We start from the raw sequence: 17679 nt of genomic DNA on the forward strand, positions 1-17679 counted from the left end.
GAATCCATGCACGTCTTGTACGCCGACGACGAGACGACGCTGCAAACCTTGATGAAAAACCAGCTGGAAAAGCTGGGACACAGCGTCGTGGTTTGCCCCGACGGGCCGACCGCTGTCGCCGCGCTCGAACGCGAACCCTTCGATTGCCTGATTGTCGACCTGGACATGCCCGGCATGAAAGGTGCCGAAGTCATCGAGCGCGCAAAGAAAATCCGCCCAGACATCGAAGCGGTCGTGATCACCGGCAAGCCCGACCTGCAATCCGCCCTGACCGCCATCGATAACCACGTCTTTGCGTTTCTGACCAAACCGTGCAGCTTTAAACAAATCAAGTCACTGCTTAGCGAGGTCTACCATCGCCTCGCCGGATCGCGCCGCCTGGCCGCTCTCGAACATCGCGTCCGCCAAACCGATGGTGACGGGCAACTCGTCGGCAACGGATCCGCAATGGATCAAGTTCGCCAGGTGATCAAGAAAGTTGCCCCGACGGACAGCACCGTGATGATTCGCGGCGAAACCGGTTGCGGCAAGGAACTCGTTGCACGCGCCGTTCACAACGCCAGCTTGCGAGCTGGGGAACCGATGGTTTCCATCAACTGCGGAGCGCTCCCTGAAAACCTGATCGAAAGCGAATTGTTTGGCCACGTCAAAGGCGCCTTTACCGGTGCCGACAACGCTCGCGTCGGACTGTTTGAAGTTGCCGATGGGGGGACGATTTTCCTGGACGAAATCGGCGAACTGCCGCTGATGATGCAGGCCAAACTATTGCGTGTCCTCGAAACCGGTGACATTCGGCGACTTGGCAGCAATCAATCAAAGCGAGTCGATGTCCGAGTGATCTGTGCGACACACCGCGATCTAGAAAAGATGGTTCAGGAGGACCAATTCCGCGAAGACTTGATGTTCCGCATCAACACGTTTGAAATTCACGTGCCGTCGCTTCGTGAACGCACCGAAGACATCATGCCCCTCGCCGAACACCTGCTCCGTCGCCACCGTTCCGACTGCGATGACAACGATTGCTTTACCGCCGAAGCCACTACCGAGCTACTTGCCCACAAATGGCCAGGGAACGTTCGCGAACTAGCCAACGTGGTGGAACATGCGGCGATCCTTTGTGACAAACTGCCGATCGATGCCGACTGCCTGCCAAGACACTTCAGCCGACGTAAATTGCGAAATGAGATTCGTGAATCCGGCCCGATGACGATTCGCGAAATGGAAATGATGGCTATCGATCGCGCGATCGAACGCAACGGGGGCGACAAAAAAGCCGCCGCCGAAGAACTCGGGATCAGCGTCAAGACGCTTTACAACAAGCTGAACTCTGCCGAAGAAAAAGCGGCGTAGCCGAACTTACTCCTGTTCCGCAGCTTGCAGTTGAATTCGAACCTCGGTCCCGCGACCGAGTTCGCTTTCGAAATTCAAAACGCCTTCATTCTTGTCCAGGATCGATTTGCAAATCGACAGCCCCAAGCCCATTCCTCGCGACTTCGTCGAATAGAACGGTTCAGTAATCTGCTGAATCCTCTCGGCCGCAATGCCCTCACCTTGGTCCGCGATCGTGATGCACACGATCCCGTCTTGCGACCGAGTCGCGACCTGCACCGTGCCTCCGTCCGCCATCGCGTCACAAGCGTTGCGGACGATGTTGCGGACGACAATTCGAAGTTGCTCTTGATCGACCATCGCGACGGCAGGTTCACCGTGATGCTGCACCTCAAAACCGATCGACTCCAGCGATGTGAATTCACTCGCCAAGACATCACGAACCATCGCGGCGATATCCGTCGCCACACGTGACGAACTTCGCAGTAGCGATGACTCGGAAAGCGCGGTCACGATTCCGTCGATCACACCAACTTGGCGTTCGATTCGGTGTAAATGTTCGCGGCGTTTCTCCTCACTGACGTGCTCCGCATTCAAAAGAAAATACGCCGAACTCTTGAGCACGTTCAACGGATTGCGAATTTCATGAGCGATCCCGCCGGACACTCGCCCCATCGCCACAAACTTTTCTTTTCGGACCAACTCACTCTGCGTTCGCTGCAACTCTTGGGATCTCAATTCGACCCGCTGCTCAAGCTCTTTGTTCAGCTTGGAAAGTTCTAGCTGTGCCTGACGAAGATCCGTGATGTCGCGCACGACACCGGTATAAAACCGATCCGCACCCACGTTGTATTCACTCACCGCAAGGTGTGCGGGAAATACGGTTCCGTCCTTGCGACGCCCATCGACCTCGCGACCGATCCCGATAATCCTCTTCTCACCGGTACGTTCGTGACGCTGCAAATACCCATCATGCTGGCTCCGATCGGGCTCCGGCATCAACAGGGAGACGTTTTGACCAACGATTTCGTCGGCGCGATATCCAAACAATGTCTCCGTTGCCGGATTGACCGACTGAACCGTGCCCTTGCGATCAATCGTAATGATCGCGTCGACGGCATTGTTCAAGATTGCTTCGAGCTGAGCCAGGCGTCCGGCTGATTCGGTAGGAAGATCAGTGGTCATTCACTTGGCCCCAATTCAAACTGCTACTCATCATCATGTTCACTCACAAAAGTGATCCAGTGTGTCACAGTTGCCGCTTCTTGTCACAGGGGACTTGATTTCACTCGGTGTATTCTGTCGCAGGACACCGCATTTAATTGATTGAATGCAGGATCCATGAATACATTGATGTGGTGTTTTGCACTAGCGTGCCGATGTACATGCGGCAAGGGAGATCCAAAATCCCAGTGCGTCCGCCGGCTTTCCCATGATGCTAAAATGGGCTCCTTCGCTTGGTGTGATCGCAATCGCCCACGAAGCGCGACAGTGCGGCACAACTGGGCATCGGTGCACGCCGCGAGTTTTGAATCTTGCTGAAAAATACGGGGAAAAACGCCATTTCCTGTTTCGGCATTCGCCTTGCGTGTTATGCCTAGCGTTTACTCAAGGTTCCACAGTCTCCCTTTTCTACGATGACCGAGTCGCCCATCAAACTGTTGCTCGTCGAAGACGAAGATGATATCCGCGAATCCTGCGCACGCTGGATGCAACGCAAAGGACATCTCGTCAGCACTGCCGCGAGCGGTGCCGATGCACTTAGCCTCTGCGAGCAAAGAAGCTTTGACGTTGCCGTGTTCGACATGAACATGCCTGGAATGAGTGGCATTGAACTGCTGCAACGTGTCGTCCAACAAAAGCTCGAAATGGAAGTCATTATCCTGACCGGGCAAGGCACCATCGAAGCTGCCGTGGCGGCGATGAAGATGGGTGCCTGTGACTTCTTGACCAAGCCCTGCTCGCTTGGTGATCTCGAACACCACTGCGTGCTCGCTCGCGACCGCGGTCGGCTGAAACGAGAGAACCAACAACTCAAAGCGATCATCTCGCGGAGCAAACCTGCGATCGAGATGGTTGGCGAATCGCCATCGATGAAACAGGTCATCAAGATGGTGACCAAGGTCGCCCCAACCGACAAACCTGTACTGATCCTTGGCGAAAGCGGAACGGGAAAGGAAGTCGTCGCGCGAGCGATCCAACAAAACAGCCCGTTGGCCGACAAACCGTTTGTCACCATCAACTGCGCGGCCTTGCCCGAGCAGCTGGTCGAAAGTGAATTGTTTGGCCACCAAAAAGGCTCCTTCACCGGTGCCACGGCCGATAAACCCGGGCTGTTCGAAATCGCTGACGGCGGAACGCTATTCATTGACGAGTTGGGCGAGTTGCCGTTGTCGCTGCAACCCAAATTACTGCGCGTCTTGGAAGACGGATCGATGCGACGGATCGGTTCGCATAAAGAGCGGATCGTGAACGTTCGAATCATCGCCGCGACCAACCGCAACTTAGCGGACGACGTCGAACAAGGCCGCTTCCGCGAAGACCTTTATTACCGCATCAACGTTCTGTCGCTTGAACTGCCACCGCTTCGTGATCGCCCCGGCGACATCGACCGATTGATCGATCATCACTTGCCTGTTCCATGGCACATCGATGATGCCGCCCGAGAAGCACTAAACCGCTACTACTGGCCCGGCAACATTCGCCAGCTGATCAACGTCATACAGCGGGCAACGATTCTTCCGATGGCAACGAAATCACCCCTGATGACCTGCCTTCAGAAGTCATTCGTGACCTCGATGGTGAAGTGAACCACGGCAACGGATCACTCAACCACTCCGACTCGAATGGCACCAGCTCCGACCAAACGGTCTCCTTGCCGAATTCGCTGAAGCTGGACGATGTTTCCAAACATCATGTCCTGCGTGTTTTGGATTTGCAAAACGGCAACAAAGCCAAAGCCGCACGTGTACTCGGCATCCATCGCCGCAAGCTGTATCGGTTGCTCGAACGCTTTGCCAACAACGAATCGGAAAGCACGGCAACCGCTGAAGCGTCCTGAGCCACGCGACTCGGGAAACAGAACGGAAGCCGGCCTGGTCCAAAGATCAACGGCTACAGGATCTGTTGCATGATCAACACATCAAGCGGTCGATCGAATTTAAATCCGACTTCGCGCATCGTCCCGCAGAGCTCGAACCCGAGCGATTGACAGACATGCTGCGAAGCGGCGCTTTCCGAAACGATCAGCGCCAGCAAGACATGGAAATCCAGCTCACGCGCAGTCTGGATCAGACGAGTCATCAATCGGCGACCGATCCCACGTCCCTGGAAACCTTCGGCGACGTAGAACGACGCTCGGTAGTTCGCTGCCATGCCTTGCGGTCTCCCCACGAAGAGAGCGCCCCCCACCCCACGACGACTCCGTCTGCTTCTGCAACGAACACCGGAAAGCGGTCACCATGATCTCGAATCCATTGCTCGCGATCACTTGTCGTTTTTGGTTCGGTATCAAACGTCGCTGTCGAATTCAGGACCGAGTAGTTGTAGATGTCAGCGATTGCGGCCGCGTCGCTTTCTGTCGCGCGGCGGAGCGGGATATCGGTCATGGTTGGACGGTCGGTAGAGACGAAGATTCATCGAGAGTGCTTTGATTTGCGGGATGATAGCGAATCGTAAATCCGTCCTGAAGTGATTTGCGGCTAGGTCAAACAAGTACACTCGCAATCACCGATACCGGAATAGAAAAAGCCCCAACCGAAGTTGAGGCTTTAGCGTTGATCTCGATTGAAGCGTCGCAAGGACGCGTCCTACGGCGTCACCTTAGCGGGCGTCGTTCCACCACCATGCGTCCGACTTTGCGGCAACCAATTGCCCATCCAATTCGGCGTCAACTTTTTGATCGTGAACGACTGGGAATGCGTCAACCGAAACGCCGCCAGATGCAGTCACAACCCACCCGCTGCGGCCTTTGATGAAGCTGCATTCAGGTGCGATCTTTTGAGGAGCTTCGAACATTTGCGGTGCCAAGGTTTCTTGGTCACGCAGCACAGCCAAATCCAGTCCAGCGTGATGCTCGAGGTTTTCTTGAACGATCAGTGTCGACACAACGGTCAGGTCCATCAAGTTTTGAAGTTCACCGAAGATTGGCATCTTGGACGCCAAATCGGTGAAATGCTCGGTCATCGAATCGGCCCACTTTTGTGCCAACTTATCGCTCGCTTCGGACGACGTCGAACCGTCTTCGGCAATGACGTCTTGCTCGGTCTTCGTTTTGATTCCTTGGCCGGTCAGCTTCCAAACGGTGCCTTCTTCGTTGCGGGTCAGGCTGTCGTAATCACATGCCATCCACCAGCGTGGGTTGCGGTTGCCTGCGTGCGAACCGTTGCGAGCCATCTGCAGGTAGCTTGGCAATTCGCGAACTGGAGAATCAACCAAGGCCATCGCCAGGCGTTTCATTTGATAGTCCGCTGCGACCATCGTGCAAGCGTAGCGGCTGGTCGCGGGAATCCCGGTTAGTTTAATGACCTGCGGGCCGAGTGCTTCTTTCATTGCCGCTTCGAAAACGGCTGGGTTTTGGCCAGGGCGAAGTCGCATACGGTTTTGCAGGGCCATGAATCGTTTGCGGCCTTCTGGAGTCGATTCGATCGAGCAGCTGATGCTTGCTTGGCGAGCGTTTTCGACATTGCGGAGGGCAACGACCAAGTCTTCCAATTGCAAAATCGCGGCACCACTTTCTTTGCCGACAATGCTGCCCGTCTCAGAAATCGTCCAAGGCTCCGCTGGCCCCGAGATCACGATGTCGTTGTTGTCTTTGTCAACGAAGACGTAGTCGATTCCGGTCAATCCTGCCAAGTAGCGAATTTCGGCTGGCAAGCGTCCGCCTGACTGACGCGACTGCTCAATCGCCCGTTGCAAACCGGCCAACGAGACCATGCGGCGATCGGCAGCTGAGGCCAGATCACCTTGTGCGACACCGACTTCGTTCCGCAGCAAATTGACCAGCTCTTGGTTCTCGTCCACCGTCGCGGTCCTTACGACCCCCGCCGGATCGATCGAAACACCACCGACACGGTTACCGCCGCCGCCACCATTGAATCCAGCCGTTGACAGCGTTGCGACCGTGACTAGGCAGCTCATTGCGACTGCGATCATCAGTCGAGCATGGCTTAGTTTCATCGAATAAATACTCCGAGATGGAATTCGGTTGAGGCCGCTAATCCAGATTGAAAACTGGTCCCAGTAGGCGGCAGAAAAGTCAAAAGTGGAGGCGGAAGATAGTTGCAGTAAAGAATAATTACCACGGAAATTGCTCGCAAGCTCGACCCTCGCGCCGATCAGCGGTTTGCCCAAACCAAAATGGCGGACTATTCCGCTGATAACGTTTGCCGAATGGGGGGATTGGCGGTCCAAACGACTCAACCATCACTCGAAACGTTCGCCGCACGATATAATTCAGCTCCAGCACGCTGAATCAGGCCCCCTCCCGGCCCTCACGATTGGTCGGTCAAAATCGGACGGTCGATCCATGCGTCTGTTCTTGTCGTTTTGCAACGGAGTTTTGACTTGAGTGACAGCAGCTTGACGATTTCAAACGGCCCCTCACGCTCCGACCGCTCCCAGCCTGCCAAACCGAGCAGATCCGGCGAAAACGTTTTGCAGAACGACGCTCGCCCCCAAAACGATCCAGCACCCGCGGCGGGAATACCAGGCGCTTACCTGGTCATGCACACCACTGGACGCTGGAGCGATGTGTTCCGGTTGTCGGCCCCAAACGAAGTCATTATGGGCCGGGCCAGCGCCAACCCAATCTCCATTCGCAGCGAAAAAGCCAGCCGCCAGCACGCTCGGGTGTGGTCCACCCAAGACGGGTGGGCTGTCGAGGATCTGGGCAGCCGAAATGGGACACTTGTCTCTGGGAAACGGCTAACCGCTCCCCAGCTTTTGGTTGATGGCGACCGGATTGAAATCGCTGGCCATTCAATTCAGTTTGTCCATCAAATCCAATCTGCCGAAGGCCCGGTCCAGTCTCGCCCCCCTGCCGCGACAGACGATCACCTGACGATGGCGATGGACTCCGCTTCGATCACCGAACGGCGATCCCAGAGCGGCTATTTCAAATCTGACATTTTGCCTGATCGCACCGGCGCCCGAGACAGCGAACCGCTGACGGCCGGTTCGTCACTCGGAAACGACAGCGTTCGCGCGACCTTATTGCAACTCGCTTTTGACCTAGCCCGCGTCGATTCAGTCAGCCAAGCGATCGACTTGGTGCTCGACCGATTGTCCGAGTCAATCGAAATGCGCTGTGCGGGGGCGTACGTCATCGACGCCAAATCGAAGTCATCCGATTCACCGATTCAAGCGAAACACTTCGCCTTGGTTGCCACGCGCCAGAACGAACATGCACTTGGGTCGGTGACCTATCGTCGCCCTCCCGATGCCGCGATCCAAGCAGTCGTCAGTCCCGAAGCCACGCGATCCTAGCCCGCAACGTTGCCGGTGACCGAACGCTCGCCGCAGAGAACAGCCAAGGCGAAATCGATGCCGTCAGCATGATCCTTGCGCCGGTGATTGATCGCGACAAGAAACTGCTCGGAATGCTGCACCTTCTGACGACGGACAGCGACACAGTTTTTGACAGTGACGACCTAGGCTTTGTCCTTGCGGTCGCTGAAATCTTGGCCGAATCACTTCGCAATCTAAGCGTTCGCGGCAAACTCGATCGCTCGCTGAGGCGATCACAAAAACAAATTAAAGCACTCCGCGAACAGCTGGGCGACAAAGTCCAGATTGTCGGGCAAAGCGACGCGGTCCGCCAAATCATCGAACAGGTATCGATGGCGGCACCGACCGGCGCGACGGTGCTGGTCCGCGGCGAATCAGGTGTGGGTAAAGAACTCGTCGCTTCGGCGATTCACTATGCCAGCGGCCGCGCCAATGGGCCTCTCGTTTGCCTGAACTGCGCCGCACTTTCACCATCACTGCTCGAGAGTGAACTGTTCGGCCACGAAAAAGGTGCCTTCACAGGTGCCACGGACCGCAAAGCGGGAAAGTTCGAATCGGCCGATGGCGGAACGCTAATGCTGGACGAGATTGGCGAAATGGATTTGGATCTCCAAGCCAAATTGCTTCGCGTGCTCGAGGGGCACCCGTTCGAAAGGGTCGGCGGACACCAGCCGATCAAGGTCGACGTCCGCGTCGTCGCGGCAACGAACCGAGACCTCCAAGCGATGGTTGGTGAAGGCAAGTTCCGCCAGGACTTGTTTTATCGATTACATGTCGTCGAAATCTTGGTGCCTCCGCTTCGTGATCGTGGCAAAGACATCGTCTTACTGGCCGAACATTTTTTGGCTGGCTTTAACGAGAAGATGGGTCGGCGGATCAACGCGATCACCCCAGCGGCACAAAGCATCCTGCTCGATTACCCGTGGCCGGGAAATATCCGCGAGCTTCGCAACGTCATTGAACGTGCGGTCGTGCTGAACGCGACCGAGTCGATCGATACCAAGCACTTGCTGCTGACACCTGCGGCAGTCGGTGGATCGGCTCCCGCTGCCGCGGCGTCGGATTCGCCAGTCGAAACGTCACTGGCGGATTTAGAGAAAGCTCACATCGAGCGTGTCTTGCGTCATACCGAAGGCAACAAAAGTCGTGCGGCCAGCATTTTGGGAATCGAGCGAAGCACACTCGATCGCAAGCTGAAACGATTCGCAAAAGACGGCACGACTTGGTAGCCCGTCTCATACTGAGGGGTTCGCCCCACTCAGTGTGTGTGGAACGCTTTGAAGCCGAATTCTTTGAACCACTTCTCCCACTGAACCGCTTCTTCGTGGGATTTTACCGGCAGGTCTTTTTGCTTGGCGCAACGATATTTCACGTCGAAATGGCCGGAGTGCTCTTCTTGCTTGACTTCGCAACCGAGTTTCTTCAGCGTCGCGGTGATCGTTTCGACTTTTTTGGTGTCGTGGATGTGCTTCGCCTTCCATTCCTTGCACTGATAGTGGACGACTTCGCCGGCTGACGCGACAGCGAAACTGGCGGAAAATGCCATCAAGAGTGCGACAATAACGCGTTGCATGGTTGACCTTAAGGGGGGAAAGCGGTGGGTGGAATTGTGCGAGATGGGATAAATCATGGGTGCGATTGGCGTCAAGAGACATCTAGACAACGCTCGTCTTGCCAAAACCCCCTTCGCTCTCGACAATCCACCGCTTCAAACGAAGATTGCAACTTCCCCGCAACGACACAATGAACCAAAACCCGAACAAAGGTCCTGCCGCCACGCCCGGCGAAGGCGAGGACGCGACGGATCCACGCGTTGCCCGACGCGAGAAAATGTCTCAAATCGAAGCCATGGGATACGATCCCTTCGGCAGCCGATTCGACAACCGAGACATGCTCGGGAAATGCATCGACAAAGCCAGCGAGATCAAATTCAAAACCGAAGCCGGCGACTTGATCGACCTGCCGAGCTTTGACGATCCCGACCTGGACTATCGCCAGTGGAAAAGCGACCAAGGCCCTGGCGAAGAAGTCGGACCAACTGTTCGCGTTTCCGGTCGGATCATGTTGATGCGGACCAAGGGAAAACTGATCTTCATCAACATCAAAGACTGGACCGGTTCGATCCAGCTGTTCATTGGTAAGCAACAGGTCGGCGAGGAGGATTTCGCACTCGCCAAACTATTCGACCTCGGTGACTTGGTCGGTGCCGAAGGACGCTTGGGCCGCACCAACACCGGCGAGCTGACGGTGTTTGCCGAAAAGCTGTACTTTCACACCAAGATGCTTGATCCTCCACCGGACAAGCACGCCGGTTTGACCAACGTCGACCTGCGTCAGCGAATGCGATACGCAGACCTGGCGTTCAACGAAGGCCCGATGGAAACCTTCGTCAACCGAACCAAGATCATCAAATCGGTTCGAGCCACACTGGATGCCGACGATTTCTGTGAAGTCGAAGGTCCGACCCTCCATGTGATCGCCGGTGGCGCCGCCGCACGCCCCTTCGAAACCCACCACAACGCGCTGGACATGCCGCTAACCATGCGGATCGCGCTCGAGCTGCACCTGAAACGCTTGATGGTCGGTGGCATGGAACGCGTCTACGAACTCGGACGTGTTTATCGCAACGAAGGATTGAGCCCCCGCCACAACCCGGAATTCACCATGCTGGAGGCTTATCAAGCCTATGGTGATTACGAAACGATGATGGACCTGACCGAACGTGTGATCTGCAATGCGATCGAAACGATCGGCGGCGGGTTCAAACGCGAGTTCGCCGGTCAAGAAATTGACTTCACCCCGCCGTTCAAACGCGAGACCTATGCTGACTTGTTTCAAGCGGCAACCGGTGTCGACGCGGCCGACGAAGCAGCGGTGACCAAGTACGCCCAATCACTGGGACTGGAAACCAAAGGCAAACACCCCGACGTCATCCGCAACGAGATCTTCGAAGAGAAGGTCGAGGACACACTCGAAGGCCCGATCTTTGTGATCGATTATCCAGCCAGTATTTGTCCATTGACCAAGCGTAAACGCGACAACCCCGAGATCGCCGAACGGTTCGAACTGTTTATCTGCGGCATGGAACTGGCAAACGCTTACACCGAACTGAACGATCCCGACCTGCAACAGCAACTCTTCGAGACCCAACTCGAAGGGCTGGACGAAGAAGAGTCGATGGCCAAAATGGACCACGACTTTATTCGCGCATTGCGTCACGCGATGCCACCCGCCGGCGGATTGGGAATCGGTATCGACCGTTTGGTGATGATCTTGACCGGACAGAAATCAATTCGGGACGTCATTCTGTTCCCAGTGCTGCGCCCGACTGAATAAGACGACGCCTCGCAATCAACTGATGACACAAACGAAAACGCCCACGTGATTCGATCGCGTGGGCGTTTTTTGTTGGCCGGTTGTGTCGAGAACTAGCAGTCGAATTCGTCGACTGGCTTGGGCAACGTGAACTCGGGCTCGAAAGCGCCATCGAACGAGTACACGTCATCGAAATCTTCGCGACGATCAGAGTCGCTTTTTCGCATTTGTTCGATGCGGATGAGGTTGTATACGATTTCGCCGAAATCGCTGGTGGATTTAATCCCCCAGGTCTTCAGCACCATGCGTGCAAGATAACCGTACTGGTCGATCGCGTAGTGCCGACATCCTTCACAGAGCTGTTGGCCGGTGATGTGGCGGGCGACAGCGCTAACTCCGGAGTCGCCGCTAACCGACGCGCCAGTCAATTCGGGCAAGTGCTCTTGGGTGAACTGCAGTGCCTCGCGAACGAACTGATACGCCTCGTATTTGTAACGAGCGTCTTCTTTCAAAAGTTTCCGCATTGCTTGAAGCGGCGAATTGGACAATTCATGACTCATCGTGCAATGACTCTATTCGATTTTGCAGCGTGTCGGTCAGTGATGGACGAGGGGCAATCGCAGAAACGCTGATTGTATTTTAGTTTAATGGTTCCCGCTGTCGCGAGATTTCTGTCGCGGACCCGACTTGTGTCCAGCCCCCGACTTGTGGTGACCACCGGCACTTTGTGGCGGCGGCATCTTGGTGATGCTGACCACACGGTCAGCCGCCAACATGATTCGCCGTTTGTCTTCGGTACGCACTACCAATTGTTGCGAAAGAATGTCCTGAGCCAAGACCGTAGCCCTCCCATCTTTCGTCAAAATCTGAGCTCCGACCGGTGGCAACTCCTCAGCGAGCTGCTCATAGGTGTCGAATTCGTATCTTAGACAACATTTCAATCGGCCGCATCGTCCGGAAATTTTCGTCGGATCGAGCGTCGAGCGTTGCAATTTTGCCATTTTCATCGACACCGGTGGCATCTTACTCAGAAACGTCGCACAACAAATTGGTTGTCCACAATCCCCATAGTCGGCCATGATTTTGGCTTCATCGCGGACCCCGATTTGTCGCATCTCAATTCGCGTCTGAAATTCGCTGGCAAGGTTACGAACCAATTGGCGGAAATCAACTCGCCCCTCGCTAGGTAGTACACGACAACCTTTTCGCCGCCCAGCAGTCGTTCGACATCCACCAAGTCCATCCGTAAACGCAACGCATCAACACATCGCTGGCAGGTCGCGAGATCTTCGCGAACCAAGCTTTCAATGTGGTGCCATTGTCGCGAATCATCGTCGGACAGCGAACGCAAAATCTTTCCCGCCGTCGGCTCTTCCATCGAATCGAGTGCCGCCGGAGTGGCTTCGCAAAGGACGGTACCAATCTCGGTTCCACGGTCCGTCTGCACGACGACACGATCGTTGTAGCGATACCGCTCGCGGGCATTCATCACACCCAAGATGCGCATCGTGCCATAGCGAACGACGTATTCCAAACGCTCTGGATGTTGCGGGTCGTCTGAGTAACTGGAATCGGGTGTCATTGAGTAACTTCGGCAGACCCACTCTCTGGCAGTGCACTGCCAGGTGTTTCAAACGTCCAGCTCTGCTTGGCAACGGCAACACCGTTCTTGCGAGTACCGACCATCAGGCAGCCTTGCTTGCCAAATTCCAAAGCCCAAACGCCGCTGTCAGCCGACAGCGTTGTCGGTGAATCCTCCGACATCACGTGAACCTTTCCGCTAACTTCCGCTGCCGCTATTTGGCCACTGGGAGAAATCGCAATCCGAGTGATCCAATCGGATCCCTTTGCGATTGCACTGGGGGTCGCGTCAGGTTTCGCTTCGACACGATACAGGTTGCGATCGCTGGAGCCAACAAGCAAAGTCGTATCGTTTTCGTAAGCCACGGACCAAGCCGTGTCTTCGCCAACGGAAACAACTCCGACCGATTCAAGCTGGGGCCAAGAAAGTAGATGCACTTTGCCCTCACCGTCGCTTGCCGCCAATTGCTCGCCGCTCGGTGAAATCGCGAGACAAGTGATCGATGCTTTCGAAAGTTCTTGCGACTTGGACACTTTCGACTCTGCCAAGTCCCAGACATACAGCTTGCCGGATTCGTTGCCCGCGACAATCGATTTTCCATCGGGTGCAAACGCAATCTTCTGACACCAACGTTCAAAAGCTTTATCAAACTGATTCGGTGATGCCGCTTCGACGTCATAGACAATCAGATTGCCTTGGTAATCGGCGCTGGCAATCGTCTTTCCATCAGCCGGTGTGGCGACCGTCCAAACGGCCGCCGGATGTTGGTAAAGCTCTTGCAGGTGATTCGCGTCGCTGCCTTCGAACTTGACGACTGTTGACGGACGAAGGAGCAACCCTGTGGCGGTTCCGGCGACAAATCCGCTGTCGCCCAGCGAATCAATCGAAGTGATCCACTGCGAAGTGGTGTCGATCTCTGCACCCGATTCTTCATTCCCTTCCGCCCCTGCCGGTAATGTGGACACGGCGAGAAGTAACAGTGGAAGTAGTTGACGAATCGGGATTTTCATCATTCGCATTCGCTTGAGGAGATGGCGGAGGCTAACGAACGTCTTCGCGGTTGACCGAATTCGATTGTATCAAATTCACTCGTCGGTGACGCAGCCTTCGCTCGCGGTTTTAACGTTCTTGATGTATTTGTAGAGCGTTCCGCGGGTTGCTTTCAACGCCGGTGCTTTCCATGCATCACGTCGTGATTGCAGTTCCTCGGCCGAGACATCGACGTCCAACGAGTTACTTTCTGCATCGATGGTGACAATGTCGCCGTCTTGCAGCAATCCGATCGGCCCACCGATTTGTGCTTCGGGTGTCACGTGTCCGACGATGAATCCGTGGCTGCCACCGCTGAATCGACCGTCGGTGATCATCGCGACGTCGGATCCCAAGCCGGCGCCCATGATCGCACTCGTCGGCGTCAGCATCTCGGGCATGCCCGGTCCGCCCTTGGGTCCTTCGAAGCGGATCACAACGACGTCGCCTTTTTGGATTTTCTTTTCTTCCAGCGCGGTCAGCATCAACTCTTCGCTATCGAAGCAGCGTGCCGGTCCGGTGAACTTCAAGCCTTCTTTGCCTGTGATCTTTGCGACCGCACCTTCGGGAGCCAAGCTGCCTTTGAGAATACGAATGTGACCGCTGGATTTGATCGGATTGCTGACCGGGCGAACGATCGATTGACCTTCTTTCAATCCAGGAACAGACTCGACGTTTTCGGCAAGCGTTTTGCCCGTCACGGTCAAGCACGATCCGTCCATCAAACCTTCTTGCAGCAGGTACTTCATGACCGCTGGCGTACCGCCGATCGAATGCAAGTCTTCTTGAACGAACTTGCCGCTCGGTTTTAAGTCGGCCAGGTAAGGAATCCGATCGCTGACCGATTGGAAATCGTCGATCGTCAACGGCACACCAACGCTGCGCGCCATCGCGATCAGGTGCAGAACCGCGTTGGTGCTGCCGCCGAGTGCCATCACAGTAACCATCGCGTTTTCGAACGTTGGCGAGTCATGATGTCGCGTGGCTTGATGTCTTTTTTCAGCAACTCCAGAATCGCGTCGCCAGCTTGGCGGCACTCTTCTTTCTTCAGCGGATCTTCGGCAGGCGTACTGGCCGAGTATGGCAACGACATGCCGAGTGCTTCGATCGCGGTCGCCATCGTGTTGGCTGTGTACATCCCGCCGCAAGCCCCCGCACCGGGGCAGCTCTTCTCGACGATTTCCTGGCGCTCGTCGTCGCTGATTTGTCCGGCGATGAATTGGCCATAGCACTGGAACGCACTGACGATGTCCAGCTTTTCGCCGTTGCGGAAACCAGGACGAATCGTTCCGCCGTAGACCATGATCGCGGGGCGATTCAAACGGCCCATCGCCATCAAACATCCCGGCATGTTCTTGTCACACCCGGGAAGCGCAACCAAACCATCGTACCACTGTGCCGCCATGATCGTTTCGATCGAATCGGCAATCAGGTCGCGACTTTGCAGCGAGTAGCTCATTCCGTCGGTCCCCATCGAGATGCCGTCGCTGACACCGATGGTATTGAAACGCATCCCGACCATCCCGGCCTTTTCAACGCCAGACTTTACCTCGGCACCCAAGTCCAACAGGTGCATGTTGCAGCTATTGCCTTCGTACCAAACACTGGCGATCCCGACTTGCGGCTTGTCCATGTCCTCGCGGGTCAGGCCGGTCGCGTAAAGCATCGCCTGAGATGCACCTTGGCTTTTCGGCTGGGTGATTTTGCTGGAGTATTTGTTTAGCTGAGTCATGGACGAATGGACGGTGTAAAAGGAAGGGGGACTCGCCGTGCCGCCGCGCAAAGCGACCGACGGAGGAACGTATTATCATGAACGCTTCCCATTTCACAATCCGTCCCCGTCCCGCCAGGCCTCCCACCATGCGACCGATCTTCTCTCGCGAAAACGGTACACGCCGAATTTGCCGATCCTCCCGATTTACGGACTCAAACTCTGGATTCATGACCGATTGGCTGGCCACCGCGATCGTGATCACCACCTTTTTGCCCAGCACGCTGCTGATCGCCAAGAAATCACGTGCGGCAAATCCTGGCGAAACGGGCAATCAAGCTGCTGCGGTCGATTCCACGGAATTTAAGTCGCTGTTTGACGGCGAAACACTGCGTGGCTGGGAAGGAGACAAGAAATGGTTCACCGTTCGCGACAAAACCATCGTCGCGGGCAGTGCGACCGAGGCCATTCCACACAACTATTTCCTGTGCAGCGAAAAGACCTATCGCGATTTTGAATTAATCGTCGAAGCCAAACTGGTCGGCAAAGGCGACAACGCGGGCGTGCAGTTCCGTACCAAGCGCATCCCCAACGATACCGAAGTCATCGGCTACCAAGCCGACATCGGCTTTTTCGCAAACGGCACTTGCTGGGGAGCACTCTACGACGAGTCACGACGACGTAAATTCCTGGCCGAAGACCAAGAAAAAGCTCAAAAGGCCGTCAAACGCGGACAATGGAACGAACTACGAATCGTTGCCAAAGGCGATCACATTCAGATCTTTTTGAACGGCGTGCAAACCGTCGACTACACCGAACAAGACCCAGAGATCGAAAAAGACGGCGTGATCGCGTTGCAAGTTCACGCCGGCCCACAACTCGAAGCGATCTACCGAAACGTCCGCATCCGCGAACTGTAGCGTTTCAATGGCACCACGGCCTTGCGATCAAGTTGCCTGATCGCGAGACCGTTTCGAAGCAACGAATCTTCGGGGTTCAGACCGAAATTACTTCTGAATTCCGAAGCGATGAATCGTGACTTCCTTCATCGCTTCACCCGGCGACAACAGGGTGCTTTTGAATTCTGGCTTGTTGGGCGCGTCGGGGTAGTGCTGCGTTTCCAAGCAGAAGGCATCGTGCGAGCCATTTCCGGCAGTTCCGGGGCCGCCACCAAGGTGGTTAGCGGTGTATAGCTGCATGCCGGGCTGGGTCGTTTCGATTTCCAACGTCCGTCCGGAATCAGGATCAACCACCAAGGCCGCTTTACGCATCACCCCGGCTTGGCCGCGAACCGCGTAGCAGTGATCGAAGCCCTTCGTTGCGGGCAATTCGTCGATGTTTTCGCCCAGCGGAGTGGCGGTGCGAAAATCCAGTGGCGTCCCGGCAACGTCGTTCAGCTTTCCAGTTGGGATCAGGTCGTCATCGACATCCAAGTATTGGTCGGCTTCGATGGTCGCCAAGTGGTCTTTCGCGGTACCGGTTCCGGCACCACCCAAATTCCAGTAGCTGTGGTTGGTCAGGTTCACGTGGGTTGGCTTGTCGGTCGTCGCCGAATACGTGATCGTCAGCTCGTCGGCATCATTCCATGTGTACTCGGCAACTGCCTGAACCGTGCCGGGGAAACCGTTGTCCCCATCAGGGCTGGTCAGCGAGAACCGAATGCCGACGTGGTCGTCCGCTTGAATCGGCTCGGCCGACCACACCAGGTAAGAAAAATTCTTCTTGCCGCCGTGCAGTTGGTGTTTTCCATGGTTGACGACCAGAGGATACTCTGTGCCATCGATCGTGAATTTGGCATTTCCAATTCGGTTACAGAATCGGCCGACCGAGCTTCCGAAATAGGGATGCCCATCAACGTACGGCTGCAATTTGTCGAAACACAGGTTCACGTTCGCCAGCTCGCCATTTCGATCCGGAACTTCGACTTCCAACAGCGTCGCGCCAAAGTTCATCACGCTGACCCGATGGCCTTTGGAATTGACCAAGGTGTATCGGGTAATCGGTTGACCATCGGCAGTTCCAAACGGTGTGGTTTCTATCATCATCGAACGATCGTTCTGTGGTGGCTGGGCGGGCAGGGTTAAAACGACCGAATCAAACGCCAGTGTCACGCCAATCGCGACGGCACCGACAAGGACGGACCACGATCCGGTCAAAGATTGCTTCATCATGACAAGTTGAGATGATCAATTGAACGGGGCAGAGA

At 55.6% G+C, this 17679-nt stretch carries 14 protein-coding genes and 3 pseudogenes; 6 read left to right on the forward strand and 11 right to left on the reverse strand.

The window, feature by feature from the left end:
• Window positions 1–6: 6 nt before the first annotated feature.
• Complete coding sequence (locus tag CGZ80_RS25210; protein ID WP_094418566.1) at window positions 7–1350, forward strand: sigma-54-dependent transcriptional regulator; 1344 nt, start codon at window positions 7–9, stop codon at window positions 1348–1350.
• 6 nt (window positions 1351–1356) lie between these two features.
• Here CGZ80_RS25210 and CGZ80_RS25215 read toward each other — a convergent pair whose 3' ends face one another.
• Window positions 1357–2514, reverse strand: a complete 1158-nt coding sequence (locus tag CGZ80_RS25215; protein WP_094418457.1) for a two-component system sensor histidine kinase NtrB — start codon at window positions 2512–2514, stop codon at window positions 1357–1359.
• A gap of 452 nt (window positions 2515–2966) precedes the next feature.
• Here CGZ80_RS25215 and CGZ80_RS28870 point away from each other — a divergent pair.
• Window positions 2967–4390, forward strand: a pseudogene (locus CGZ80_RS28870) (sigma-54-dependent transcriptional regulator).
• 53 nt (window positions 4391–4443) lie between these two features.
• On the opposite strand, the gene CGZ80_RS25225 reads toward CGZ80_RS28870, so the two are convergent.
• The 3 genes from CGZ80_RS25225 to CGZ80_RS25235 form a co-directional block, all read right to left on the reverse strand.
• Window positions 4444–4704 carry a GNAT family N-acetyltransferase gene (locus CGZ80_RS25225; RefSeq protein WP_094418458.1) on the reverse strand — a complete coding sequence of 87 codons (261 nt, stop codon included), beginning with the start codon at window positions 4702–4704 and terminating at the stop codon, window positions 4444–4446.
• A complete protein-coding gene (locus CGZ80_RS25230; protein WP_094418459.1) occupies window positions 4632–4937 on the reverse strand; it encodes a GNAT family N-acetyltransferase in 306 nt (101 codons plus the stop codon). Before CGZ80_RS25230 ends, CGZ80_RS25225 begins: the two co-directional genes overlap by 73 nt.
• 214 nt (window positions 4938–5151) lie before the next feature.
• Complete coding sequence (locus CGZ80_RS25235; RefSeq protein ID WP_143544148.1) at window positions 5152–6507, reverse strand: DUF1598 domain-containing protein; 1356 nt, start codon at window positions 6505–6507, stop codon at window positions 5152–5154.
• A gap of 387 nt (window positions 6508–6894) precedes the next feature.
• Here CGZ80_RS25235 and CGZ80_RS28875 point away from each other — a divergent pair, with 387 nt between their 5' ends.
• Window positions 6895–7815, forward strand: coding sequence for an FHA domain-containing protein (locus tag CGZ80_RS28875; RefSeq protein ID WP_233148661.1), 921 nt, complete (start codon window positions 6895–6897; stop codon window positions 7813–7815).
• A gap of 68 nt (window positions 7816–7883) precedes the next feature.
• Window positions 7884–9065 (forward strand): sigma-54 interaction domain-containing protein, encoded by a 1182-nt coding sequence (locus tag CGZ80_RS28880; RefSeq protein WP_233148662.1) that lies wholly within the window; start codon window positions 7884–7886, stop codon window positions 9063–9065.
• 29 nt (window positions 9066–9094) lie between these two features.
• On the opposite strand, the gene CGZ80_RS25245 is transcribed toward CGZ80_RS28880, so the two are convergent.
• Window positions 9095–9409, reverse strand: a complete 315-nt coding sequence (locus tag CGZ80_RS25245) for a hypothetical protein (RefSeq protein ID WP_094418461.1) — start codon at window positions 9407–9409, stop codon at window positions 9095–9097.
• A gap of 170 nt (window positions 9410–9579) precedes the next feature.
• Here CGZ80_RS25245 and lysS point away from each other — a divergent pair, with 170 nt between their 5' ends.
• Entirely contained in the window at window positions 9580–11172 is a 1593-nt protein-coding gene (gene lysS / locus CGZ80_RS25250; RefSeq protein ID WP_094418462.1) for a lysine--tRNA ligase, read from the forward strand.
• A gap of 92 nt (window positions 11173–11264) precedes the next feature.
• Here lysS and CGZ80_RS25255 read toward each other — a convergent pair whose 3' ends face one another.
• The 5 genes and pseudogenes from CGZ80_RS25255 to ilvD form a co-directional block, all read right to left on the reverse strand.
• A complete protein-coding gene (locus tag CGZ80_RS25255) occupies window positions 11265–11711 on the reverse strand; it encodes a Minf_1886 family protein (RefSeq protein ID WP_094418463.1) in 447 nt (148 codons plus the stop codon).
• An 84-nt stretch (window positions 11712–11795) separates the two neighbouring features.
• Window positions 11796–12308, reverse strand: coding sequence for a stage 0 sporulation family protein (locus CGZ80_RS28885; protein ID WP_261340974.1), 513 nt, complete (start codon window positions 12306–12308; stop codon window positions 11796–11798).
• 6 nt (window positions 12309–12314) lie between these two features.
• Window positions 12315–12733: pseudogene (locus CGZ80_RS29160) on the reverse strand (PSP1 C-terminal domain-containing protein); the annotation flags it as partial.
• Window positions 12730–13698: a WD40 repeat domain-containing protein gene (locus CGZ80_RS25265; protein WP_143544149.1), complete on the reverse strand. Its 969-nt coding sequence runs from the start codon at window positions 13696–13698 to the stop codon at window positions 12730–12732. The gene CGZ80_RS25265 and the pseudogene CGZ80_RS29160, both read right to left, overlap by 4 nt.
• A 120-nt stretch (window positions 13699–13818) precedes the next feature.
• Window positions 13819–15494: pseudogene (gene ilvD / locus CGZ80_RS29165) on the reverse strand (dihydroxy-acid dehydratase).
• 209 nt (window positions 15495–15703) lie between these two features.
• On the opposite strand from ilvD, the gene CGZ80_RS25275 reads away from it, so the two are divergent.
• Window positions 15704–16393: a DUF1080 domain-containing protein gene (locus CGZ80_RS25275; protein WP_094418465.1), complete on the forward strand. Its 690-nt coding sequence runs from the start codon at window positions 15704–15706 to the stop codon at window positions 16391–16393.
• A gap of 87 nt (window positions 16394–16480) precedes the next feature.
• Here the strand turns inward: CGZ80_RS25275 and CGZ80_RS25280 are convergent, their stop codons facing one another.
• Window positions 16481–17518 carry an aldose epimerase family protein gene (locus CGZ80_RS25280; RefSeq protein WP_094418567.1) on the reverse strand — a complete coding sequence of 346 codons (1038 nt, stop codon included), beginning with the start codon at window positions 17516–17518 and terminating at the stop codon, window positions 16481–16483.
• Window positions 17519–17679 lie beyond the last annotated feature (161 nt).

The sequence above is a fragment of the Rhodopirellula sp. MGV genome (assembly GCF_002251265.1).
In the GTDB taxonomy this organism is placed as follows: domain Bacteria; phylum Planctomycetota; class Planctomycetia; order Pirellulales; family Pirellulaceae; genus Stieleria; species Stieleria baltica_A.

What these genes read in the sequence shown, in the direction of transcription:
- CGZ80_RS25210 (WP_094418566.1), top strand. Translation starts at nt 7, where the DNA reads ATGCACGTCTTGTACGCCGACGACGAGACGACGCTGCAAACCTTGATG.
- CGZ80_RS25215 (WP_094418457.1), bottom strand. Translation starts at nt 2,514, where the DNA reads ATGACCACTGATCTTCCTACCGAATCAGCCGGACGCCTGGCTCAGCTC.
- CGZ80_RS25225 (WP_094418458.1), bottom strand. Translation starts at nt 4,704, where the DNA reads ATGGCAGCGAACTACCGAGCGTCGTTCTACGTCGCCGAAGGTTTCCAG.
- CGZ80_RS25230 (WP_094418459.1), bottom strand. Translation starts at nt 4,937, where the DNA reads ATGACCGATATCCCGCTCCGCCGCGCGACAGAAAGCGACGCGGCCGCA.
- CGZ80_RS25235 (WP_143544148.1), bottom strand. Translation starts at nt 6,507, where the DNA reads ATGAAACTAAGCCATGCTCGACTGATGATCGCAGTCGCAATGAGCTGC.
- CGZ80_RS28880 (WP_233148662.1), top strand. Translation starts at nt 7,884, where the DNA reads ATGATCCTTGCGCCGGTGATTGATCGCGACAAGAAACTGCTCGGAATG.
- CGZ80_RS25245 (WP_094418461.1), bottom strand. Translation starts at nt 9,409, where the DNA reads ATGCAACGCGTTATTGTCGCACTCTTGATGGCATTTTCCGCCAGTTTC.
- lysS (WP_094418462.1), top strand. Translation starts at nt 9,580, where the DNA reads ATGAACCAAAACCCGAACAAAGGTCCTGCCGCCACGCCCGGCGAAGGC.
- CGZ80_RS25255 (WP_094418463.1), bottom strand. Translation starts at nt 11,711, where the DNA reads ATGAGTCATGAATTGTCCAATTCGCCGCTTCAAGCAATGCGGAAACTT.
- CGZ80_RS25275 (WP_094418465.1), top strand. Translation starts at nt 15,704, where the DNA reads ATGACCGATTGGCTGGCCACCGCGATCGTGATCACCACCTTTTTGCCC.
- CGZ80_RS25280 (WP_094418567.1), bottom strand. Translation starts at nt 17,518, where the DNA reads ATGATGATAGAAACCACACCGTTTGGAACTGCCGATGGTCAACCGATT.